The organism is Corallococcus macrosporus (genome assembly GCF_017302985.1).
Lineage (GTDB): Bacteria > Myxococcota > Myxococcia > Myxococcales > Myxococcaceae > Corallococcus > Corallococcus macrosporus_A.
Window position 1 is genome coordinate 2,426,895 of record NZ_JAFIMU010000007.1, and the last position, 22,072, is coordinate 2,448,966.

Consider the following 22,072-nt stretch of genomic DNA (forward strand, 5'->3'; position numbering starts at 1 on the left):
AGGCATGTCGCAGGCCCTCTTCCAGCCCCCGGGTGGACGCGCTTCGCCGGGCGGGAGGGGAGGCTTCCGGTCGCTGGCGGGGCCGTGGCTCGGGCTGCTCGGGCTGCTCGGCGGGCTGATGCCGGCGGTGGCGCTGGCGTGTCCCTCGTGCACGGCCCGGGCACCGGAGTCTCCGGGCGGTGCGGGGGAGCTGCTGCTGGCGCTGATGCTGGTGCCCTTCGCGCTGGTGGGCGTGGGGCTCTGGGCGGCCAGGCGGGCGGGGTCCGGAGCGCCGGAAGCCGAGCGGGCTTCGGCCCCCGTGGAACAGGAGCATCCCTGATGGCGGAGTCCCCTGCGTTGTCCCCCGCGTCCGCGAGCGACGCCGCTCCGCCGGATGCGCAGGCCCCCCTGGCGGTGCCGTCCGCGCGAGGCGCGTGGAGCCTGTCGCCGCCGGAAAACGCGAGCGCGACGGGCGACCGCATCGACGCGCTGCTGGCCACGAACCACGGCTTCGACCTCGCGCTGGCGGCGGTGATGCTCGGGTGGCTGGTGCTGGCGGTGGTGCGCTTCCGGGGCGCGCGGAAGGTGGCGCCGGACGGGGGCACGCGGCGCTCGAGGGCGTGGGTGCTGGGGCTGGCCCTGGGCGTGTTCGGCGTGGTGGACGGCACGCTGTTCCTGGGCTCCGAGCGCTACCTGCGCGAGGTGCTCTGGAACTTCCAGGTCCCCACCGAGGATCCGCGCACGGTGCGCATTGAAATCAACGCGCACCAGTGGTCGTGGGAGGCGCGGTACGCGGGCGCGGACGGCGCGTTCGGCACGAAGGACGACGTCATCACCTGGAACGACCTGCGCGTGCCGGCGGGCGTGCCCATCTGGGTGCAGCTCGTCTCCACGGACGTGGTGCACGGGTTCAGCCTGCCGGCCTTCCGCGTGAAGCTGGATGCCATCCCGGGCCGCGTGAACCAGACCTGGTTCCAGGCCGCGCGCGAGGGCGCGTGGGAGGCGGCCTGCTACCAGCACTGCGGCACCAGCCACTACCGGATGCGCGGCATGCTGACGGCGCTGTCCCCGGAGGCCTACGCGGCGTGGCTGCGCGAGGCGAGCCTCAAGGCCGTGCAGGCCTACGACCCGGATGACACGGCGGCCCACTGGGGCTGGGTGTGGAGGACGCCATGAAGGCGGGGGCGTTCCTGAGGTCGCTCTGGACGACGGACCCCCAGCGCGTGGCGCGGCAGTACCTGTGGGGCGGGTTCCTGTTCCTGTTGGTGGGCGGCCTCTTGGCCATGCTCATCCGCTTCCAGTGGGCGTGGCCCGGGCAGCCGGTGCCGGGGCTCGCGTGGGCGCTGCCCGAGTCGAAGGGCGCGCTGACGCCGCCCGCGTACACGGCCGTGTTCACGATGCACGGCCTGCTGATGATCTTCTTCGCGGTGACGCCGCTGCTCTTCGGGGCGCTGGGGCACTTCGTGCTGCCGCTGGCCATCGGCTCGAAGCAGATGGCGTTCCCCCGGCTGTCGCCGCTCGGCTTCTGGGCGTACGCGGTGGGCGGCGCGCTGATGCTGGTGTCGTTCGTCGTGCGGCTGGGGCCCGCGAGCGCGGGGTGGACGTCGTATCCTCCGCTGGCGACGCCCGCGTTCACGCCGGGGCTGGGGCAGACGCTGGTGACGGTGGCGGTGCTGTGCGTGGGCGTGTCCGCGTTCCTGTACGGGCTCAACTTCGTCGTCACCGTGGTGCGCTGCCGGGCGCCGGGGATGACGTGGGGGCGGCTGCCGCTGGTGGTGTGGGGGCTGTTCTACGGCGCGGTGCTCAACGTGCTGTTCGTGCCGGTGCTGGCGGCGGCCACGGGGCTGCTCCTGCTGGACCGGGTGGCGGGCACGCAGTTCTTCATCGCGGGCGCGGCGGCGGTGGGCGGGGGCGGCGACCCGGTGGTGTACCAGCACCTGTTCTGGCTGTTCGGCCACCCGGAGGTCTACATCCTCATCCTGCCCGCGTGGGGCATGGTGGGGGACTTCGTGGCGTTCTTCAGCCGCAAGCCCGCGCACGGCTACCGGCTGACGGCGGGGGCCATGGGCGCGGTGACGGCGCTGAGCGGCGCGGTGTACGCGCACCACCTGTTCACCAGCGGGATGGCGCCGGTGCTGGGGCGCACGTTCATGGTGCTGACGCTGCTGATTTCGCTGCCCGCGGAGGTGATGTTCCTCAACTGGCTGATGACGCTGTGGCGCGGGAGCGTGCGGCTCACGTCGCCGATGCTCGCGGCGCTGGCGACGATGATTGTCTTCGGCCTGGGCGGCATCACGGGCCTGGCGCTGGGCGCGGTGGCGACGGACGTGCCGCTGCACGGGACCATGTGGGTGGTGGGCCACTTCCACCTGACGATGGGCGCGGCCAGCTTCCTCGCGGTGTTCGCGGGGCTCTACTTCTGGTTCCCGCGCATGTACGGACGCGCGCTGGATGAGCGGCTGGCGAAGGTGCACGTGCTCCTGAGCGCGGTGCTGTTCATCGCTGTCTTCGGCGGGCAGTTGGTGGCGGGCTACGCGGGGCAGCTGCGGCGGCTCTATGACCCGTACCAGTACACGTTCCTCGCGCACCTGCTCACGTTGAACCGGTGGACCAGTTGGGCCGCGTTCGCGCTGGGCACGGTGCAGTTGGTGTTCGTGGTGAACCTGGTGCGGACGCTCGGGTGGGGCCGGGCCGCGGAGCCGAACCCGTGGCAAGTGGGCACGCTGGAGTGGACGGGCATGGGGCCGGGGCCGGCTGGCGTGGTGCTGCGCGGGCCGCATGCGCTGTCGCAACCGGAAGTACAAGAGCAACTGGGTCGCGACTGGATTGGACAGGCGGAGCCGCTGTCCGTGGACGTGCCGGCCGCGGAGCCGGTGGCGCCGCCAGTTCCCGGGGTGGAGGGCGCCGTCTAGCGGTGCTCCCAGAGGTCCACGCCGCCGGTGTCGCCCGTGGGGAAGCGGCGGACGAAGCGCTGCTTGAACCAGGGGCGGCTCTCCGGCGTGAGCTGCCAGGTGCCGCGCCAGCCGAGGATGACGAAGCGGCAGGAGTCCAGCATGACGCGCAGGGCCTGCTGGGCCTCGGGGGCGGAGAGGGCCTCGGCGGTCTCGTCGAAGCGGTCGCCCGCGCTCATGGCGTCCTGGATCATGGTGGCGTAGGTGTCGACGATGGGCGTGGCCCCCATGGGGAGCCGGCCCGCCGCGAGCGCCCAGCCCGGCTCGAAGGAGAAGAGGCACGCCTTGGCGGGCACGTCGGCGCGGAGGTACTTCGCGAGCGCCGTGACGTCCGGCGCCTGCTGCTGGCCACTCTGGAAGACGTGCCACACACCGGGCATGCAAGCCGAGACAAGCATAAGCGCGGCCACGGCCCGTGATGCGGTACGGCCCCAGCGCACGCTGAAGGCGTGGAGCACGGAGGCGCCCAGGCCCGCGAGCACGGCCTCCGACGCGGCGAGGTGCGCGTTGTACTGGTTCCAGTAGGTCCGTGACGCGAGGAACAGGGCCACGCTGAGCAGGAACGCGCAGGCGAAGAAGCGGGCCGCGGGGCGCTGCTCGGGAGGCGCGCGGAAGGCTCGCACGCACGCGGTGCCCAGGCCCACGAGCGCGAGGAGCACTTCGCCCACCCTGCGCTCGTGGAAGATGTCGCGCAGGCGCAGCCAGCGGTCCGGCTCACCGTCCGCGGGGCGCACGGCCTGGAAGGTGATGACGTCGCGAAGGAACTCGGAAGGGGCGAGCGCGGCCAGCGGGCCCACGACGACGGCGAAGGTGGCGAGCGCGGCGAGCACGGTCGGGATTGCCTGGCGCCAGGACTCCTTCCCAGGACGGGCGAACAGCGCGGCGACGAGCCACATCCCCCCGGGAATCTTCACGGAGATGGCGAGGCCCAGCAGCACGCCCGCGCCGATGCGGCGTGCTCGGGAGTGGGGACCGGGGGCGAGCCAGAGGTTCGCGAAGCCCAGGCACAGGGCGTTGAGCAGGGGTTCGAGGAAGGTGCCCCGCTCGACGAGCGCGGCCTCCGGATACGCCGCATACGCGAGCGCGGCCACGCAGCCCGCGAGCGGCCTCCACGCCCGCCACGCGACGCGGCCCGCGAGGAATACGCACAGCGCGCCCACGGCGGCGGCGAGGTAGCGGGTGACGCCATAGGCGGTGGCCGCATCGAGCCCCAGCGTGAGCGCGGCACCGGGAGCCCACAGCAGGAGTCCGCCAGGCGGGTGGACGAAGATGAAGTCGCGGTAGGGCAGGTCCCCGCGCAGCAGGAGCGACGCGGCGGAGAAGTAGACGCCCTCGTCGTAGTCCATGGGGTAGCCCATGGGCCCGGAGCGATGGAAGAACGCCAACGCGCGCAGCACCCAGGCACCCAGCGCCACGATGAGCAACGGCCAGACGTCTGAACCGGGGTTCGTGATTCTCGAAGGGGCTGGAGACATCGATGCTGGCATGTGGGAAGAGCGCAGGCTACCTGACCTGAACCGGGGGATCATGCCATGTCGATTCCAGCAGCGATCGCCGTGTACACGTCGGGCTCGGGAGTCCCCAAGCACGTCTCCGAGCGGCCCTGGCGTGGGGTCGATCACTTCCGGAATGGCGCTCCGACGGGCCTCGGGCAACACCTCCTGAATCGCGTGCAGCAGGTGCATGGCGACTTGCAGGCCGTGGTGCGCGAGCTCATCGATGAGGCTCCCTGGGGCTGGACGAACTGCATGCCTCTGCCCGGGTACACGGAGGTCGAACGCCACACGGAGGAGGACCCCGGACCTCGGGTCGCACCGGACGAGACCGGGCTCGTGGCCTACATCTACGTCTTCGACCTGGAGGCGCGCCGGCTCGACATGTTCTCGACGTACGTCGGGGACGACGGCAAACGGATCAGCTCCGTGCGCTTCTCGCCCACGGGTACGCCCGACCTGCCGGCGCTCGACCTCCTGCCCGAAGAGGCTGTCATCGAACCGCCTCTTCCTGGAGAGGAACTCTCAGCCCAGGCGCTGCAAGACCTCCTCAAAAGCCTGCCAAAGATAGAGGCAGGCGCCACGGTCCTCGACTGGGTGGAGACCCGGGAGCGTCCGGACCGCTCGCTTTCAATCCTGTTCCGGGTGCTCGTCTATGCAGTCGACGATGACAGTGGAGAGGTCGTGCTCTCGCGCCTGGAGGAACAGGATTGGAATGCCGTGCCAGCCTCCGCACGCCTGGAGCCGCATCGCGTCCGGAACTTCCTCGCGGCGCTTGTCGAAGTCGTGAACGAAGAACCGAGCCGGCTCAGTTCCTTCTGGATTGCCGAGCAGGACTCCCTGCGCCGGTCCGGAGCGAGGCAGCGCGGGAGCTTCGTGAAGATCCTGAGGGCACAGGCAGCCCGCGACTGAGAGTCGAGGGGGCCGCCCGGCTTCCTGGTGCTTTCCGCCGGGCCCAGGCATGCGAGAGTCCCACCCCGTGAGCACGAACGAACGGGCCTCGCTGTCCCTCCAACGCGACGAAGGGAACCTCTGGTTCGGGGTCGTCATCGCGCACTCGGCGGCCGCGATGCTCTTCTGCGCGGTGGCCTTCACCGCGGGCTTCTACCGGCTGCGTGGCTTCTGGCCTCCCGCGTCCGCGCGCCCTGGAGTCCTCGTCCCCGCGCTGGCGGGCGGGCTCCTCGTCATCGGGGCGGTGTTGCTGCATGCCTCGCTCCGGCATTCGCAGACGAACCGCCTCACGTTGGCGGGCGTGCTGGGCGCTGGCGTGGCGTTCCTCGCGACGCAGGCGGCGTGGCTGCATGTGCTGTTCTGGTACCGCGACCTGCGCATCCCCGACAGCGGCGTCTTCGGCTCGTCGCTGTATGGCCTGTCGGCGGTGCACGCCGTGCACCTGGGAGTCGTGATGCTGGGGTTGCTGCGCGCGGGACTGCGCATCCTGCGAGGCCAGGAAGCTCGTGCTCCGCTGCGGCGTGCGCTTCCCGGCTGGTGGTGTTCGACGGTGATGTACGGCGTCCTCTTCGCGGTGGTGTACCTCCCATGAAGCCCACTTCCTCGCTCCGCATCCTCGCCGTGCTCGCATTGGGAGCGCTTGCTCCCGCGTGCCGCAAGGACCCGCCCACCTTCGAGCCCCTGAAGCTCGCGGACGGCACCGTCATCCCGGCCGCGACGCTGTCGCGCGGACACGACGTCTACACGCACTACTGCGCGTCCTGTCATGGCGAGAAGGGCGACGGTCAGGGCCCGGCCGGCTCCGGCATGCGGCCTCCGCCGCGCAACTTCCGCCAGGGCCTCTACAAGTTCGGCGGCGTGGCCGCGGGCGAGCTGCCCACCGACGACGCGCTGAAGCGCACCCTGCGCCGGGGCCTGCACGGCACGCCCATGTTCGCGTGGGACGTGCCTCCGGCGGACGTGGACGCCGTGGTGCAGTACCTCAAGACCTTCAGCCCGCGCTGGAAGCAGGAGTCTCCCGGCGCGGCCATCGCCCTGTCCGAGGACCCGTGGAAGGGCCGTGAAGCCGAGGCCGTGGAGCGCGGCCGCACCGTCTACCACGTGGCCGGCAAGGGCAACGCGGGCTGCGCCAGTTGCCACGTCGCGTACCTGCCGCGCGCGGATCTCGCCGCGCTCATGGAGAGCGTCACCGGCCGCAAGGTGAACCTGGCGAACGCGGATCCGTACACCGCGCTGCCTCGGGATTCGGACTACTCGCTCACCGTGGATGCGAAGGGCGAAGCCACGCAGCTGGCGAAGGTGCTGCCGCCCGACTTCCTCTTCCATCGCCTGCGCACCGTGTGGCCCCAGGGCACGCGCGTGGAGGGCCAGCCGTACACCGCGCAGGCCCAGCGCGAGGACCTCTACCGCGTCATGGCCGCGGGCGTCGGCGGCGCGGCCATGCCTTCATGGAAGGGCGCCATCCCGGAGGAAAACCTCTGGGCGCTCGCGTACTACGTGCAGAGCCTCGTCGTGATGCACGACACCTCCGCGGCCCGCGACCTTCAGCAACGGTTGCGTGACTCGAAGGCACAGGAATAACGGATAGATTTAGCAACCTGAAAAGTAGGTCTTCCTGGGAAACTAATTCCCAGCCGTCGCGAAAATCCGGGCACTGCTTTACCTCTTTTCCCGGAGTTTTAACCGTGACGACCTATTCCGTTCGCAGCGGCGACACGTTGAGCGGCCTCGCGCAGCGCTTCAACACGTCGGTGGGCTCGCTCCAGAAGACGAACCACATCGCGAACGCGAACCTCATCCGGGTGGGCCAGCGGCTGACGGTGCCGGACGGGTTCCAGGCGGCGCCGTCCAAGGCGGGCAGCTACACGGTGCGCAGCGGCGACACGCTGAGCGGCATCGCGGGGCGGCACGGCACGACGGTGGGGGCGCTGGCGAAGGCCAATCACATCACGAACCCGAACAAGATCTACGTGGGCCAGCGGCTGACGATTCCGGGCGCGGGCGGAGGTGCGTCGCCGGTGACGTCGAAGCCGCCGTCCTCCGGGGGCGCTTCGTACACGGTGCGCAGCGGCGACACGCTGAGCGGCATCGCGGGCCGGTACGGCACGACGGTGGGGGCGTTGCAGCAGGCCAATCACATCTCCAACCCGAACAAGATCTACGTCGGTCAGAAGCTCACGATTCCGGGCCGCACGGGTGGCACGGGCGGGACGTCGAAGCCGCCTCCGTCGACGGGTGGCGTGGGTGGGACGCCGGGCACGTCGGGCGGCAAGGGTGGGGTGACGGCGGCGCAGTTGCGGCGGATCATGCCGAACCTGTCGCAAGCGAAGGCGGAGCAGTACCTGCCGCACCTGAACAAGGCGATGGCGGAGGCGAACATCAACACGCCCCGCCGCAAGGAGATGTTCCTGGCACAGCTGGCGCATGAGAGCGGCGAGCTGCGCTACATGGAGGAGATTGCCTCCGGCGCGGCGTACGAGGGCCGCAAGGACCTGGGCAACACGCAGCCGGGAGACGGCAAGCGCTACAAGGGCCGGGGTCCCATCCAGCTCACGGGCCGCGCGAACTACCGAGCGGCGGGTAAGGCGCTGGGCATCGACCTGGAAGGGCACCCGGAGCGAGCGAAGGATCCGGACGTCGCGTTCCGCATCGCGGGTTGGTACTGGCAGTCGCGCAACCTGAACAGCTACGCGGACGCGGGCAACTTCCGCGAAGTCACCCGCCGCATCAACGGCGGCTACAACGGCCTCGCGAGCCGCGAGATGTACTACCGCCGCGCGCAGGACGTGCTGGGCTGAGAACCTGTCCGACTGTCGGACAGGTTTGGGGACTCCGGGCCTACGGGCTCGGGGTCCCTCGTCGTTTCTGGAGGACGCTTGCTGGGGGATGGGCGTTCGCGTGCCGGGGGCCGTGAAGTAGGGTGGTGGCGATGCTTGAATCCATCCACCTCAAGAACTTCAAGAGCTTCGCGGACGCGGAAGTGAAGCTCGCGCCGCTGACGGTGCTCGTGGGCGCGAACGGCTCCGGCAAGAGCAACCTGCTGGATGCGTTGCGGCTGGTTCAGCGGCTGGAACTGGGATGGACGCTGACCGAGGCTCTCCAGGGACGCCGTGAGGCGGGGCGCGAGGTCGCTCCCGCTCTGCGCGGTGGAAGCATGGGCCTCGCGCGCTCGGCGAATGCGTTGGTGGAGCTGACGCTTCGCTGGATAGCGGAGCCCGACCTGATGACTCACGGCATGAGAATTGAGGTTCGTGGGGAGCCAGTATTTCGTTGGGAGCGGGTAGCGCTGGATGGGCCAGTCCTAAGAGGATCCTCTCGGATCGCTGTCGATTCAGTGCCTGTCAAAGGCTTGTTTCCATACAACGCACAACCCAGCATTTCGACGGACGAACAGAGCCTCACATTCCTGGTCCCAAACGAGGCTAATCAAAGCGTCTATCGCCAAGCACTTAGTCGGTTCAGTGAGCTGTACGCAGGCCCGGCGACTCAAGTTTTGACGCTTGGGCACTCTCTCTTCCTTGAGGTGATTCCCGCGAGAATGCGCGGCTACTCGCCTCAGCAGGACATCGAGTTGGGGACCGAAGGAGAGAACATCTCGTCTGTGCTCTGGTCCCACTGCGAGCGCCATCCGGACACCCAGCAGGAATGGGTCGACTGGCTCGCCGAGCTGTGCGGTCCGGAAATCGTCGGGCTCGATTTCAGCAGGACCGAGCTGGGTGACGTGATGCTTGTCCTCGTGGAGAAGGATGGGACCCGGACGCCTGCGAGGAGCCTGTCGGACGGGACGTTGCGCTTCCTGGGAACACTGGTTGCATTGAGGACCGTGCAGGAGGGCAGCCTCGTGATTCTGGAAGAGCCCGAGACCGGACTTCATCCGCAGCGAATCCATCTGCTCGTCGAGTTCCTGGAGTCCGTCGTACGTGAGCGAGGTCTCCAGGTCATCCTGACCACGCACTCGCCACAGGTGCTGCAAGCCTTATCCGCCGAATCCCTAAAGAACACCGTGCTCTGCGCTCGTTCCCCGGACCAAGACGGCACGGTGCTGCGCCGCCTGGGCGACCTTCCGCACTTCGAGGAGGTATCACAGCGCTCCAACATCGAGCACCTGTTCACCACGGGCTGGCTGGAGCGCGCATTGTGAAGGTCCTCGTCATTCCCGAGGACCCCACGCGCGACCAGTACATCCTCAAGCCCATCGTCGAGAAGCTCTTCGAGGATCTGGGGCGCAGGGCTCGTATCGAGGTCCTCAAGGATCCACACCTCCGCGGTACTTCCGAAGCGCTCGACAAGAAGATGATCGAGAGCATCGTCGCGGAGAACCCGATGGAGAATTTGTTCCTCCTGATGGTCGATCGGGACGGAGACCGGTTGGGCAACTCCCATCTGGCGAAAGGCCGTGAAGCGGAGCATCCGCATCGGCTCATTGCATGCCTTGCCGTCCAAGAGGTTGAGGTGTGGATGCTCGCGCTGCATCGTGATGCGCTCGGTGTTCCCTGGTCCGAAGTTCGCGCGCACCATGACCCCAAGGAGCACTACGCGGACCCGTTCCTGCGTCAGCAGGGATGGTTGATGCAGGTGGGGAGTGGCCGCAAACGTGCGATGCAGGGACTGGGCGCGCAGTGGCAGGCCCTGCTTACGGTCTGCCCGGAGCTGAAGGACCTCCGCGACCGGTTGCGAGCCTGGCTGGACCGCACTCCCGTCTGAGTGCGTCCGAGCAGGAGGATCCCCGGTCCGGATGGCGGATCCTCCGAACTGCGAAGCCCCTGATTCCAGGTACCTGACGGTGGCGCACCGGGTGCACCACGGGCCGGCTCCTCCTTCCTCGGAGCGAGCCTGATGTCCCGAATCGATGCGCCTGGTAGCAGTCCCCTGTCCCCTGAACCCACGCTTCCTGAACCCGATGCCCCCCTTCGCGTGGGCACGGCCGCGTCCCGCAGGACCTCCGTCAGTGAGAGCAGCGCCTCCGCGCCTTCGCGCAACGAGCTGCGTGCCTATGACGGCCCCTCCACTGCGCCCACTGCACCCCGGACCTCGTCGAACACCGAAGGCCCCGCTGTGTCCGCGCGTGAGCTTCTGGCCATGGGCGGCCGGATGCGTGCTCCTTCCGCTCCTGTCCCCGAGGATGTCTATGCCTCGGTCCGCTCGCACCTGACGCGCAGCCTGTCGAACCCGTTCCTCACGGGCGGCGACTTGAAGGCCACGCACGATGCGCTTGGCTCCGTGCCTCGTGAGGCCTACCGCGCCACGCTGGAGCGCATGGACCGCGATGGCCTGCTCAGCGCCTACGTGTCTCGGATGGATGCTCCTTCGCGCCAGGCCTTCCTTGAACAGGCTGCTTCGAACGGTGTCCTCTCGCGGCGGCCGGGGGACGTGGCGGGGCCGCTCGGCATGCCTGGGCGGCCGGAGATCTTCGTCAATGATCCGAAGCTGCCCTCGGCCCTGCGCGACGCAGTGAACGCCCATGCCACCGACTCGGGCCGCGCAACTGTCGTTGCCTATGACGCCTACCTGCAACGCCATGGTGAAGCCGTGGCCCAGGCGGGCAGCCTCCAGGCCCTTCGCGCGCTCGGGCCTCCTCAGGCGCTGGAGCTTCGCGAGACGTCGCTCGGCCTCTCCTGGTCCGACCCTCGGCGTGAGCGATACGAGGCCGAATGGAAGGCCGGGCTGGGACGTCCTCGGCACTCGCTCGTCCAGGCCTACGCGACCGTCAGCGCCCGCGCGCAGGTCCTCTCCGGTGAGCGGCCCGCCGGGGCCTTCCTCTCCGCCGAAGTGAGCGCGGCCCACGACCTGCTCCACTTCAAGAGCGAGGCCCATGCCTCCGCTCGCGGCACCACCGACGTCCAGACGCAGGCGGGCGTCGCCGCGAAGGCCGGGCCCGTGGGTCTCGAGGTGATGACGGATGCGCACGGCAAGACGGAGACGCAGCTCCAGGTGGACCTGGGCATCGCCAGCGTGAGCCGAGACTCGGAGGGCAAGGTGGAGCTGTCCCTGGGCGCGGGTTCGCATGCCCGCGCCCATGCGACCCTCAACCCCCGCACCGCGGAGTTCGGCGGCGGCATCGCCTTCGAGGCCTCCGACAAGGCCAGCCAGAGCCACGCGGGCCTCAAGCTGGGCTACGGCCTGCGCGGCCTCCCCCCCGAGCGCGCCATCCAGGCCGTCCGGGGCGACATCCCCGGACTCTTCAGCCGCCCCCGGGACCTGGACCCCGGCGTCTCCTGGGACGCCCTGCCCGCGGAGCGCCGGGCCCTCTATGAACGGCAGGGCTGGACTCGCGAGGAGTGGGCCCGGGACTCGCGGCGCTGATCACTTCACGTTCGCGGGCAGCAGCTTCTCCACCACCACGATGTCGTGCCACACACCGTCCAGCGGGGCGTGCTTCTCGTGCACGCCCACCTCCCGGAATCCCAGCCGCCCGAGCAGTGCGCGGCTGCGCACGTTGGTGGCGAAGACGCGCGAGGTGAGCTTGTGGAAGCCCGCTCCTTCCGCTGCACGGATCAGCGCCTGCATCAGGTGCTGGCCCACGTTGCGCCCCCGGGCCTCTGGCGCCACGTAGATGCTGAAGTCGGCGATGCCCGCGTAGCACTCGCGCGGGCTGTACGCGGTGGTGGAGACGTACGCGATGACGCGCCCGTCCTCCTCCGCCACCAGCACCGGGTGACGCTTGCCCAGCCATGCGTCGATGTCCTCGGGCGTGCGCGGGCGCGTTTCGAACGTGGAGGCGCGCTCGGCGAGGGCCGCGTTGTAGATGGCCGCGATGGCGGCCCGGTCCTCCCGCCTGGCGGCCCGGACGGTGGGCGGCGCGGTCATGGCGTGGGCCCGGGCGTGCTCGGCGCCGGTTCGTCCGATGCAGGCTCCGGGCGCAGGGAGTACGCGGTCCACAGCGCGAGGTGCCACGGGACGACGAGCAGGGAGATGCCGTTCGTGAACAAGGCGGACGGGACGGCGATCAGGCTCCAGATGCCCGCCGCCGCCCACAGCACCGGCGAGCTGATGACCTGCAGGTCCCGCGACCGCGAGGCATGGCCCGCCATGGAGAGCACGGTGAAGAGCCAGAGGACCAGACCGATGCCAACCGTCACCTCGGTCGCCGCCGGCATCTCGATGTAGTCGAGGAGGGCCCCCACCCCCATCAGGCTCCCCGACTGGAACAGCAGGCTCACCACCGCCAGGGTGACATCGCCCCCGCTCAGCCCCGGCTCCCTCCCTCCGGAGCGCTTCAACTCCACGAGTTCCGGCGGCAGCTCCAGCGCGTAGGGGTAGCCCAGGGCCAGCAAGGCCTCCTTCGCCGCGTGCCGCACCTTCATCCCGCCCGAGCCCGTGTGGTCCCCCACCGGGTTGTTCCGCTCCAGCAGCCCCAGCAGGAGATCCGCTCGCTCGCGCGGGGATTCGTCCGGCGCGGGTGGCCGGCCCAGCCCCACGATGAGCGCGTCGATGTCCGCGCGCACCATCCCCGGAGAGCGCACCTCCTCCAGCAGCGACGCCAGCGGCGGGAACGACTCCGCCGCGATGGGCGCGGGAAGGTCGGTGGGCGCTTCATCGACGGTGACGGACGGCGGCGCGGAACGGAGGGCTGCCTGGGACATGGGGACTCCTACAGGGACAGTCATCCTCCGGCGAAAGCCCGCGAGCAAGGGGGCCCCCGCTGCCCATGGCTCCCACGAGCGGACAGTGTCGGCGGACCGGGGGCAAGGGGGTGGGGCCTCCGTCCGGAGGACGAGGGAGCAGCCTTGGGAGGCAGGCCACCTTCCCCCCGCGTGCGCACCCTTCCCGGGCACACCCCTTACCTCTCTTGCGACGAACGAGGACTCCCGATGCCGATGGAACGAGCGCAGCGGTTCGTGGACGCACTGCTGAAACTGGAGGAGCACGGCGACATCGAGCCGATGATCGCCCTCTTCACCGACGACGCGCAGGTGAGCAACGTCGCTTCGCCCAGTGTCTTCTCCGGCGTCGACGGCGCCCGCCGCTTCTGGACCGAGTACAAGGGCACCCTGGGCAAGGTGAAGTCCACCTTCCGCAACATGATCGAATCCGGTGACCGCGTGGCCCTGGAGTGGGAGACGCAGGGCACCGCGCACAACGGGGCCGCCATCGCCTACGAGGGCGTCTCCATCATCGAGTGGGACGGCGACCGGGTCCGCCGCTTCTTCGCCTACTTCGACCCGCACGCCCTGGGGCAGGAGCTGGCCCACGGCACCGCGCCTCGGACCGAGGTGCCGTCCACGACGCCCGCGTAACGCGTCACGTCTGGTGGCCCCCGGGGCGTGGCTCCACCTCCCACCCCGGGGTGCACCGTCATCGCAAGGTTCACCCGGATCCTGTGTGCACTTCCGTGCACCGGAGCCTTGAGCCGGGGTAGCCTGGGAAGACAGGGCCCCCGCTTTCGACGGGCCGCGTTGTCCCCCCCCGGAACCCCATGATGACCCGCGTCATTGCCCCCCTCCTGGCCGTCCTGCTCCTGGCGGCCTCCCCCGCTGGCGCGGCCCTCGCGCCGGACGCTCCCGTGCTGGTCGCCGCCGCCAAGCGCAAGCCCGCGAAGCGCAAGCCCGCCCGTCCCGTGCCGCCCCCTCCGCAGGAGGCCGCGCCCACCACCCCCGCCGCGCCGACCCCGGTGACGCCGGACGTGACGCCGCCCGTGTCCGCCACGCAGGAGCCCTCGGGCTCCCCGGGCTCGGCCGGCTCGACGGACTCGTCCGCCACCCAGGGCTCCACGTCGGAGCCCAGCCTGGACTTCGACCTGCTCACGCCGGAGGCGGAGGCCTCCAAGGGCCTGCTGGATCCGGACCTGCAGAAGGACCTGGAGACGCGCCGCACCATGCTCAAGCTGCACCAGGGCCTGGGCCTGGCCATGGCGGGCGGCCTCACCGCGGCCACCGTGCTGGGGCAGATCCAGTTCAGCCGCTCGTTCACGGGCGGCGGGGATGACCGGTCGCTGCTGGCGTGGCACCGGGGCGTCGTCATCGGCACGTCGCTGCTGTTCGCCACCGTGGGCACGCTGGGCGTGCTGGCGCCGGATCCGGTGGAGCGCGCGTTCCAGTGGGACACGGTGACGTTCCACAAGATCTTCATGAGCCTGGCGACCGCCGGGATGATTGCCCAGGCGGTGCTGGGCATCCTGGCCACCCACAGCTACGGCGAAATCACGGAGCCGAAGTACGCCACCGCGCACCAGGTGGTGGGCTATGCCACGTTGGGCTGCGTCGCCGCGGGCATCGTCACGCTCACCTTCTGACCCTCATCCCCCCTGTCGTGAATGTCTCCGCGCGCCGGCCGTTGTGCGGAAGGCAAGCCGTACCCCCTCTGGAGGCCGCCGTGATTGCTCGACGACTCGTTCTGTCCGCTGCCCTGCTGCTCGCGCTCCCCGCCGCCGCGCAGAACGCGAAGATGTACTCGGTGAAGAAGGACGCCAGCTCCCTCACCTACAAGCTCATCCACAAGATGCACACCGTGTCCGGCAAGGCGCCCCCCAGCGAGGGCAAGGCCGTGCTGAAGCCGGACGGCACCCTCCAGGTGGCCGTGCGCGCGCAGGTGAAGGACTTCGACTCGCAGAACTCCAACCGCGACACGCACATGCTGGAGGTGACGGAGGCCTCCAAGTTCCCGCTGGTGGAGGTCAAGGCCGTGGGCACCGGCGTGAAGACGCCCGCCGCGTTCCCGGCCTCCGTGCCGGTGACCCTCAAGGGCAAGCTCACCTTCCACGGCGTGACGAAGGACGTGGAGATCCCCATGACGGTGAAGTTCGACTCCGCCAAGCAGGTGACGGCGGACGGGTCCTTCAAGATCAGCCTGGAGGGCTACAACATCGAGCGCCCCACGCTGCTGCTCGTGAAGGTGGAAGACGAGCTGGTGCTGGAGCCGCACCTCGTCTTCACGGAGGGCACGTGAGCTCGTCGCGCCGCGACTTCTTCAAGAAGATCATCGGAACGGGCGCCGTGGTGGCGGGGCTGCCGGCGTGCGCGCCGGACATCGACCCGGCGCCGGTGCTGGACGTGCAGATGCCGGGGGATGACGGCATCGTGTCGCTGGTGGTGCAGCGCTACCCGGACCTGTCCCGCACGGGCGGGGCGGTGACGCTGCGCTTTCCGGGCGGCTCCGGGCAGGAGAACCTGCTGGTGGTGCACCCGTCCGCGGACACGTACGCGGTGCTGTCCGCCACGTGCACGCACGTGGGCTGCCCCATGGGCTTCGACGGGACAGAGGCCGTGTGCCCCTGCCACCTGTCGAAGTTCGACATCACCACGGGCGAGGTGACGAACCCGCCCGCCAAGGTGGCGCTCAAGACGTACGTGGCCACGTACAACGCGGGCACGCAGGTGCTGAGCATCAACATCAAGGCCGGTGACGACGCCTTCCCCGCGCTGGTGAACGGCACCGTGACGCTGCCGTTCGCCGAGTTCCCGGACCTCCAGAACACGGGCGGCATGGTGAGCGGCCGGCCCACCGGCTACGGAAAGACCATCTTCGTCTTCAAGCTGGAGGACGGGACCTATTCGGCCGTGGACTCCATCTGCCCGCATGCGCAGTGCGAGGTGGGCTTCGAGTCCAGCATCGATGGCCTGCTCTGCCCCTGCCATGCGTCCACGTTCACCAAGACGGGCACCGTCACGCAGGGCCCCGCCACCAGCGACCTGAAGAAGTTCACGGTCACGGCGGACACGTCCAACGTGGTCGTCACCATCGCCTGAGTGTTTCAAAGACGGGAGGCCGTGCATGGCCTCCCGTCCCCGCCGGCCTTGATCAGCGCAGCCGGCTCCAGAACGACCGCCGCGAGGAGATGCGCTCCAGCGCCTCCTGCAGCTCCTCGTCCTGATCCGCGCGGCTGGCGATGTCCCCCAGCGCGATGATGCCCACCAGCCGGTCGTCGGGCTCCACCACGGGGACGCGGCGCACCTGCTTGCGGCCCATCAGCTCGATGACGCCGTGCAGGTCCTCCTCCGGCAGCACCGCCTCCACCTCCTCCGTCATCACGTCCGCCGCGCGCAGGCCGTCCACGGCACGCTGTCCGGTGAAGGCGCGCAGCGCGAGGTCGCGGTCCGTGACCAGGCCCAGCAGCCGCCCGTCCGCGTCCACGATGGGCACCACGCCGCAGTCCTCGTCGCGCATGAGCTGCGCCACCTCGCGCAGCGTGCTGTCGCGGCGGGCGGTGCGCACCGGGCGGGTCATGATGTCGCGCGCGCTGAGCGGCTCGCGGCGCCAGCGGCGGGAGGTGCCGGACGCGGTCGCTGCGTCGCGGGACTCCCGGAGCCGCGGATCCAACGGGAAGCGCTCCTCCCGCTGGGGGGTGAACCGCTCGAGCATGCGCGCGTCCTCGCGGGAAGCGGCGCGGCCCTGCGGCCGGTCGCGCAGCAGGGGCTCCGGGCCGCCGTAGCCGGTGCGGTCCCATTCCCGGTAGCTGGCGCGCTGCTCGGGCATCTCGTAGGCGGTGCCCTCGCCCTGGGTGCGCACGGGGCCGGCGCCGTTGGCGTAGCGCGGGTCGCGGTCATCGCGGCCGTAGGGCCCGGAGGTGCCGCCATCGCGCTCGCCCTCGCGGTCCGCGCGCCACGTGCCAGTGTCGTCCACGTCCGTGCGCACGCGGGCCAGGCGCCACGCGGCGGCGCGGTGGAAGCGCCCCTGGCGGTTGGAGGGCTCCTCGTCGCGCCCCGGGTTCCAACCGCTCACGTCCGACTCCGAGCGCTCGCGCGAGCCCGGCGGCGCCACGTCCGGCGAGCGGTGCGTGGCCATCGCGTCGGTGGGAGGCGTGGAGATGTCCGCGCGCCCCAGGTCATGCCTGCCGTTTCCGTTGCTGTAGTCCTTGGTGCCCATGTGCGTCGCAAGCCTCCTCGACTTGCGAACATGGGAAGCGGGCCGGAACGCGCAAAGCTCCAGCCGTGCAGGTGCGGCGCCGCTCGCCCGTCCGCTCTTGGAGCTCGCGGCCCGCGGCCGGACGTCAGGCGACGGTGAGCGCGTCGCCCAGGTGCACCAGTCCCCGGAAGTCCTCCAGGTCCGCGCCCGCGTCCGGCGCGGCGATGGCCATGGCGCCCCGGGGCAGCCCTTCCGCCAGCCGGGCCAGCAGCGAGCGGTGGGCCTTCGCGCGCGCGTCCTCCACGCCCGCCAGGCGCTCCAGCCCGATGACGGCGTCCGCGTCCGCGGCGTTGCTGGCGTGCGGCTTCAGGTTGGCGGCCGGGGCCAGGCCGTCCTCGCGCGCCCAGCTGCGGTTGAGCACGTAGCCCGCGAAGGGCAGCCCCTTCGCCTGGAGCGTCTCCTGGAAGAACGTGGCCTCGCGCAGCGCGGCGGCCTCCGGCGACGTGACCAGCAGGAACGCCGCGTCCTTCGACGACAGGTGCTCCCGCAGCCGGTCCGCGTGCAGGCGGATGCCGGCGAACAGCCCGCCGAAGGCGGCCACGAAGGAGCGCATCTCCTGCGCGAAGCCCGCGCCGAAGATGCCGTCCAGCACGCGGCCCACCAGCGCCTGCGCGCCCTGCCACAGCCGGCCCGTGCGGCCGGAGTCCGGCCCGAAGAGGGAGATGACCCGGTCATCCAGGAAGCGCGACAGCCGGCCCGGGGCCTCCAGGAAGTCCAGCGCGTGGCGGCTGGGCGGCGTGTCCAGCAGGATGAGGTCGTAGTGGCCCTCCGCGAGGAAGCCGTCCAGCGCCTCCGCGGCGGCGTACTCCTGCACGCCCGCGACCAGCTCCGACAGGAAGCGGTACAGCCGGTGCTCCAGGATGGCGCGCGCGGCGCTCTCCGTGGCGGACAGCCGGCGCACCATGCGCTCGAAGACGACGCGGGGCTCCAGCATCCACACGTCCAGCCGGCCCGTGCCGCGCGGACCGTCCGCGTACAGGCGCTCCGGGGGGACGGTGGTGGGCTCCGCGCCGTTCTCCTTCAGCCCCATGGCCTCCGCCAGCCGCCGGGCCGGGTCGATGGTGAGCACCAGCACCTTGCGCCCGGAGCGGGCCGCGGCCACGCCCAGCGCCGCCGCCGTGGTCGTCTTGCCCACGCCGCCCGCGCCGCACAGGACGATGATCCGCTTGTCGCGCAGCAGTGCGTCCAGGTTCATGGCGTCGCTTCCCGGCCGCCGTGAGACGCGGCCCCTTCGAGTGTGGAACCCAGCAGCTCCGCCAGCCGCTCCACCAGCGCCATGCCCGTCAGCGCCAGCTCCGGCATGCCCCAGTGCGGCACGCCCAGGCCCGCGGCCAGCCGCTGCCGCGCCTCCCTCGCGCGCTCCAGCCGCTCCAGCGCGCGCTGCCCCCGGTGCGGCCCGTGCGTCTCCAACAGCCGCTCCAGCGCCGCGCGCGACTCCGGCGTGAAGGGGTCCTCCGGCATGCGGTTGAGCACCGCCGCGGACAGCGGCAGCCCCACGCCCTTCAGCTCGTCCACCAGCGCCAGCGTCTCGCTGACGGGCAGCGGCTCCGGCAGGGTGGTGACCACCACGCCCGTGCGCGCGGGGTCCTGCAGGAGGTCCAGCCCCTCGCGCACCGCCCGCCCCACGGGCCCGCCCGGCATCAGCGACAGGATGCTCCGGGGCAGCGTGGCCAGCGCCAGCGCGTGGCCGGTGGCGGGCAGGTCCACCACCGTGAGGGGGTGCACCATGCGGCCGTCGGTGTGCTTGCGGCGCACGAGCGACAGCAGCTGGAACATCAGCCCCATCTCCTTCAGCGCCGGCCCCGCCTCCAGGAAGCGCCGCAGGGCCCTGGAGCGCAGCGCGGCTTCCGCCAGCCACTTCGCGGGCAGGGTCTCCTCCAGGAACAGCCGGTGGCCCTCCTGGGCCGACAGGCGCACGAAGGACAGGTTCGCCCCGGCGGTCACCACGCGGGGCCCGGCCTCCTTCACGCCCAGCAGGCCCGCGAGCGTGGACGGGCCGCCCTCGTCCGGGGACAGCTCCGCCAGGAGCACCGGCCGGCCCGTGCGCGCCGCCGCCACCGCCAGCGCGGCGGAGAGCGTCGTCTTGCCCACGCCGCCCTTGCCCGACACGAGCACGGCGCGTCTGCTCCACAAGGACTCCAGCACCACGCTCCCATCCCCCGCGCCAGCGGCGCGACCCTTCACAGTGAGCAAGGAAGCGCGTCCCGACAACCGGCCGGAGATGCGCCCAGGAGCGGCCGTCCGCCTGGCCGCCCTCGGCGGAGCATAGCGGCTTTCCGTTCACTCCCCGTCGGCCCCCCGCGCCGCGCTGACCCGCGCGTGACACAAGGCCCCGCCCCGGGGGCCCCGCGGCTCATGCGGGGCGTCATGACGCGACGTGCGAGGAATGACCCGGCCCCGGAGGACACCCAGGTCGCCGTCCGGAGGGGAACCCGGAGGGTTGTTCGCCGGGACACCCTCTGGAAAGAGGGGTCACGGACTGGTGACGCCCCCCGGGTTTTGGGTACCCTCAGGCCCTCTGCGTGGGAGAGGGCATGGCGGTGCTGCGGGAGTGGGTCTTCGGGACACAGCGTGTCTCGCTGGAGTCCTCCGACATCCTCTGGACGAAGGTCCGAGGCTCGTTTTCAGAGACGGACGTGCGGGAGCTGGTGGACGTGTTCCACGAGCTGGGGGCGGGCCCGGACAAGCCCCTGTACCTCGTCGTGGACCTGAGCAGCTCCGAGGGGCTGTCGGTCGCGCCGCGCAAGTACCTGGCCGAGCACGTGCGCCCCACGTGGTTCCGCGCCGTCGTCTTCTTCGGCGCCAAGCGCACGCACCGGGAGGTGCTGCGCGCGTTGGTGGTGGCGCTCAACTTCACCGGCGACGCGAAGCTGGAGGCGGAGTTCGTGGACTCGGAGGCCCAGGCCCGCGCGTGGCTGGAGGCCCACCGGCGCCGTCAGGAAGGCGCCCCGTAGGGCCGAAGCGTCAGCCGGAGCTTCAGTGGACGGCCCAGCGCTCGGCGATCTCCTCGCACGCGAGCACCACGTCCCCCAGCCGGCGGATGTGCGCGCGCGGCGCGACGAACACCGAACCCGCGAACACGTCCACCACCGTCATCAGCCGGTGGTCCGCCGGGCCCAGCCGGCACAGGTGCTGTTCCGCGAAGCGCTGCAGGAGCGTGCCGATGTACTGCCCGCTCCGCTCGTCCAGCGGGTGCGTCTTGGAGAAGTAGAGCTTCATCAGCCCGACGCGCGGGTTGCCCTGCTTGTCCAGCCGCTGCACCACCACCTCCGGGCGCACGCTGATGGTCACGCCCGCCATCTCCAGCACCGGCGGCTCCGCGCCCACCGCGCTGATGATGGCGTCGTCCAAATCCAGCCAGGGCACCAGGTCCGCGAAGCGCTCCAGCGCCTCGGAGCACAGCTGCATGCGCTGCGCCTCGAACTCCGTCTGCGGCACCGCGCAGGCGAAGCGGCGCTGGGCCTCCCGCAGCACGTTCAAATCCAGACCCCGGCACAGGAAGTCCGTGATGGCCTGGGACGCCTCCGGATAGCGCAGGTACTGGGGCTCCGGCGGGTGCTTCTGGTCGTGGATGATGCGCTTGCGGCGGGCAGGCGTGGCGACCAGGTACTCACCCAGCTTGTTCACCGAAACACGAGGCAGTTCACGGGTTTCCGTCATGAGTTCCCCCTCTGGAAGGCTGTCGGAATAGGTACACAGTACAGAGGGGGTCTGACATCCAATGGACAGCCAGGACTCGCCCGAAAGGGCAGGTTTGCGTCGGGACGCTTCCCCGGGGTGGAGGGGTTGGGCGTAGGGTTCCGCCTGTAGCCGGGGGGAGGACCGCATGGAGCATCAGATTCGCGAGTGGACGTGTGGCGCGCACCGGATCCGCATGACGGCGCCAGACGTGTTGCACACGAAGTACACGGGCGTCGTGGGGCTGCAGGACGCGAAGTGGGCGCTGCGGGTCTACGAGGAGATGGCCGCGAACGGGCCGTTCTACCTGGTGGCGGAGGTGCCCGGGTCGGAGCTGCCGGCCGAGTCGCGCAAGTACCTGGCCAACAACGTGCGCGCGGAGTGGATGCGCTCGGTGGTGTACGTGGGCTCGGACCTGTCGCAGCGGGTGGTGGGCAAGGCCATGTCCGTGGCCATGCTGCTCACCGGCCACGCGGCCAGCTTCGACACGGTGTTCGTGGACACGATGGCGCAGGCCGAGGCCTGGGTGGACGCGCACCGCGTGGATCACGCCCCGCGCCGCGTGGGCTGAAGCGCTCCACGGCCTCTGGACGCGAAGAAGGGCCAGGACGGGGCGGGAAGCCCGGGTCCTGGCCCGTCGTGTTTCCAGGGGCTGCGTGGGCGCTCAGCGCTCGCGGTCCGGCAGGCGGTCCGGGTGGCCGTAGAGGTACACGTCGGACACCGGGTTGGTGCCCGCGTCGCTGCGCGGGCCGTCGCCGTCGGGCATGTCGTCCAGCGAGGCGCCCGGCGCGCGCTCCCGGGGGTCGTACGGGTGCAGGCCGCTGGCGTCGCGCAGGCGCAGGTCGCGGTCGTCCACGTCGTCGTCGGTGCGGGGGCGGATGCCCTTCTCGTCGGCCTCGGTCAGCTCACGGCGGGGCTTGCGCTTGTCGTCCTCCCGCTCGTCGGCCTCGGGGCGCTGCGGCTGCTCATGGAGGGTGTCTCCGCCTTGGCGCGGAGCCGTCGGACGTCCGTAGAAGTCCTCGGTGGGCTGCGGGGGTGCGGGACGCTTGGTGGTGTTGTCGGCCATGAAGGGTTCCCTCCGTCGAAGGAGGTTCTTCATCCACCCCCGCGTCCGGCAACCTGCTCCCGGAGCACGCGCACGGGCCTGGAGGGCAGGCAGCCAGGCATCAGGGCCCTCCC

At 70.8% G+C, this 22,072-nt stretch carries 24 protein-coding genes; 16 read left to right on the top strand and 8 right to left on the bottom strand.

Annotated features, from left to right (window positions below):
* The first annotated feature begins 4 nt into the window (after positions 1-4).
* The 3 genes from JYK02_RS22425 to JYK02_RS22435 are packed head-to-tail and all read left to right on the top strand — an operon-like array spanning position 5 to position 2,891.
* The gene (locus tag JYK02_RS22425; RefSeq protein WP_207053884.1) at positions 5-319 is read left to right on the top strand and encodes a hypothetical protein; all 315 of its coding nucleotides are present in this window, start codon (positions 5-7) and stop codon (positions 317-319) included.
* Positions 319-1,155 carry a cytochrome c oxidase subunit II gene (locus JYK02_RS22430; protein WP_207053886.1) on the top strand — a complete coding sequence of 279 codons (837 nt, stop codon included), beginning with the start codon at positions 319-321 and terminating at the stop codon, positions 1,153-1,155. The genes JYK02_RS22425 and JYK02_RS22430 overlap by 1 nt, the downstream gene beginning before the upstream one ends.
* Positions 1,152-2,891 carry a cytochrome c oxidase subunit I gene (locus JYK02_RS22435; RefSeq protein ID WP_207053887.1) on the top strand — a complete coding sequence of 580 codons (1,740 nt, stop codon included), beginning with the start codon at positions 1,152-1,154 and terminating at the stop codon, positions 2,889-2,891. Before JYK02_RS22430 ends, JYK02_RS22435 begins: the two co-directional genes overlap by 4 nt.
* On the opposite strand, the gene JYK02_RS22440 is transcribed toward JYK02_RS22435, so the two are convergent.
* The gene (locus JYK02_RS22440) at positions 2,888-4,345 is read right to left on the bottom strand and encodes a glycosyltransferase family 87 protein (protein ID WP_347402591.1); all 1,458 of its coding nucleotides are present in this window, start codon (positions 4,343-4,345) and stop codon (positions 2,888-2,890) included. The two genes, JYK02_RS22435 and JYK02_RS22440, sit on opposite strands and share 4 nt — an antisense overlap.
* A gap of 117 nt (positions 4,346-4,462) precedes the next feature.
* On the opposite strand from JYK02_RS22440, the gene JYK02_RS22445 reads away from it, so the two are divergent.
* The 7 genes from JYK02_RS22445 to JYK02_RS22475 all read left to right on the top strand — a co-directional run bounded on the left by JYK02_RS22445 (position 4,463) and on the right by JYK02_RS22475 (position 11,677).
* Entirely contained in the window at positions 4,463-5,335 is an 873-nt protein-coding gene (locus JYK02_RS22445) for a hypothetical protein (RefSeq protein ID WP_207053891.1), read from the top strand.
* Positions 5,336-5,402: 67 nt separating this feature from the next.
* The gene (locus JYK02_RS22450) at positions 5,403-5,966 is read left to right on the top strand and encodes a hypothetical protein (RefSeq protein ID WP_207053893.1); all 564 of its coding nucleotides are present in this window, start codon (positions 5,403-5,405) and stop codon (positions 5,964-5,966) included.
* Positions 5,963-6,955, top strand: coding sequence for a c-type cytochrome (locus JYK02_RS22455; protein WP_207053895.1), 993 nt, complete (start codon positions 5,963-5,965; stop codon positions 6,953-6,955). The genes JYK02_RS22450 and JYK02_RS22455 overlap by 4 nt, the downstream gene beginning before the upstream one ends.
* A 104-nt stretch (positions 6,956-7,059) precedes the next feature.
* The gene (locus JYK02_RS22460) at positions 7,060-8,172 is read left to right on the top strand and encodes a LysM peptidoglycan-binding domain-containing protein (protein ID WP_207053897.1); all 1,113 of its coding nucleotides are present in this window, start codon (positions 7,060-7,062) and stop codon (positions 8,170-8,172) included.
* 131 nt (positions 8,173-8,303) lie between these two features.
* Entirely contained in the window at positions 8,304-9,515 is a 1,212-nt protein-coding gene (locus JYK02_RS22465; protein WP_242589158.1) for an AAA family ATPase, read from the top strand.
* Positions 9,512-10,078, top strand: coding sequence for a hypothetical protein (locus JYK02_RS22470; RefSeq protein WP_207053900.1), 567 nt, complete (start codon positions 9,512-9,514; stop codon positions 10,076-10,078). Before JYK02_RS22465 ends, JYK02_RS22470 begins: the two co-directional genes overlap by 4 nt.
* Before the next feature lie 387 nt (positions 10,079-10,465).
* Positions 10,466-11,677 (top strand): hypothetical protein, encoded by a 1,212-nt coding sequence (locus JYK02_RS22475; RefSeq protein WP_207053901.1) that lies wholly within the window; start codon positions 10,466-10,468, stop codon positions 11,675-11,677.
* Here JYK02_RS22475 and JYK02_RS22480 read toward each other — a convergent pair whose 3' ends face one another.
* Both JYK02_RS22480 and JYK02_RS22485 read right to left on the bottom strand, forming a co-directional pair.
* On the bottom strand, positions 11,678-12,181 hold the full coding sequence (locus JYK02_RS22480) for an arsinothricin resistance N-acetyltransferase ArsN1 family A (protein ID WP_207053902.1): 504 nt from the start codon (positions 12,179-12,181) through the stop codon (positions 11,678-11,680).
* Entirely contained in the window at positions 12,178-12,957 is a 780-nt protein-coding gene (locus JYK02_RS22485; protein ID WP_207053903.1) for a hypothetical protein, read from the bottom strand. Before JYK02_RS22485 ends, JYK02_RS22480 begins: the two co-directional genes overlap by 4 nt.
* 228 nt (positions 12,958-13,185) lie before the next feature.
* Here JYK02_RS22485 and JYK02_RS22490 point away from each other — a divergent pair, with 228 nt between their 5' ends.
* The 4 genes from JYK02_RS22490 (at position 13,186) to JYK02_RS22505 (ending at position 16,059) form a co-directional block, all read left to right on the top strand.
* Positions 13,186-13,611 (top strand): nuclear transport factor 2 family protein, encoded by a 426-nt coding sequence (locus JYK02_RS22490; protein WP_207053904.1) that lies wholly within the window; start codon positions 13,186-13,188, stop codon positions 13,609-13,611.
* A 179-nt stretch (positions 13,612-13,790) separates the two neighbouring features.
* Positions 13,791-14,606 carry a hypothetical protein gene (locus tag JYK02_RS22495; RefSeq protein WP_207053905.1) on the top strand — a complete coding sequence of 272 codons (816 nt, stop codon included), beginning with the start codon at positions 13,791-13,793 and terminating at the stop codon, positions 14,604-14,606.
* A gap of 80 nt (positions 14,607-14,686) precedes the next feature.
* Complete coding sequence (locus JYK02_RS22500) at positions 14,687-15,259, top strand: YceI family protein (protein WP_207053906.1); 573 nt, start codon at positions 14,687-14,689, stop codon at positions 15,257-15,259.
* On the top strand, positions 15,256-16,059 hold the full coding sequence (locus JYK02_RS22505; protein WP_207053907.1) for a Rieske 2Fe-2S domain-containing protein: 804 nt from the start codon (positions 15,256-15,258) through the stop codon (positions 16,057-16,059). The genes JYK02_RS22500 and JYK02_RS22505 overlap by 4 nt, the downstream gene beginning before the upstream one ends.
* Positions 16,060-16,111: 52 nt before the next feature.
* Here the strand turns inward: JYK02_RS22505 and JYK02_RS22510 are convergent, their stop codons facing one another.
* From JYK02_RS22510 to JYK02_RS22520, 3 genes are all read right to left on the bottom strand, one after another.
* A complete protein-coding gene (locus JYK02_RS22510) occupies positions 16,112-17,176 on the bottom strand; it encodes a CBS domain-containing protein (protein WP_207053909.1) in 1,065 nt (354 codons plus the stop codon).
* 124 nt (positions 17,177-17,300) lie between these two features.
* Positions 17,301-18,410 (bottom strand): ArsA family ATPase, encoded by a 1,110-nt coding sequence (locus JYK02_RS22515; protein WP_207053911.1) that lies wholly within the window; start codon positions 18,408-18,410, stop codon positions 17,301-17,303.
* Positions 18,407-19,360, bottom strand: a complete 954-nt coding sequence (locus tag JYK02_RS22520; protein WP_207055272.1) for an ArsA-related P-loop ATPase — start codon at positions 19,358-19,360, stop codon at positions 18,407-18,409. The genes JYK02_RS22515 and JYK02_RS22520 overlap by 4 nt, the downstream gene beginning before the upstream one ends.
* Before the next feature lie 389 nt (positions 19,361-19,749).
* Between JYK02_RS22520 and JYK02_RS22525 the strand changes: the two genes are divergently transcribed.
* The gene (locus JYK02_RS22525) at positions 19,750-20,169 is read left to right on the top strand and encodes an STAS/SEC14 domain-containing protein (RefSeq protein WP_207053913.1); all 420 of its coding nucleotides are present in this window, start codon (positions 19,750-19,752) and stop codon (positions 20,167-20,169) included.
* Between the two features lie 22 nt (positions 20,170-20,191).
* On the opposite strand, the gene JYK02_RS22530 is transcribed toward JYK02_RS22525, so the two are convergent.
* A complete protein-coding gene (locus JYK02_RS22530) occupies positions 20,192-20,875 on the bottom strand; it encodes a hypothetical protein (protein ID WP_207053915.1) in 684 nt (227 codons plus the stop codon).
* 166 nt (positions 20,876-21,041) lie between these two features.
* Here JYK02_RS22530 and JYK02_RS22535 point away from each other — a divergent pair, with 166 nt between their 5' ends.
* A complete protein-coding gene (locus JYK02_RS22535) occupies positions 21,042-21,464 on the top strand; it encodes an STAS/SEC14 domain-containing protein (protein WP_207053917.1) in 423 nt (140 codons plus the stop codon).
* A gap of 93 nt (positions 21,465-21,557) precedes the next feature.
* Here JYK02_RS22535 and JYK02_RS22540 read toward each other — a convergent pair whose 3' ends face one another.
* Complete coding sequence (locus JYK02_RS22540) at positions 21,558-21,959, bottom strand: hypothetical protein (RefSeq protein WP_207053919.1); 402 nt, start codon at positions 21,957-21,959, stop codon at positions 21,558-21,560.
* Between the last annotated feature and the right edge of the window lie 113 nt (positions 21,960-22,072).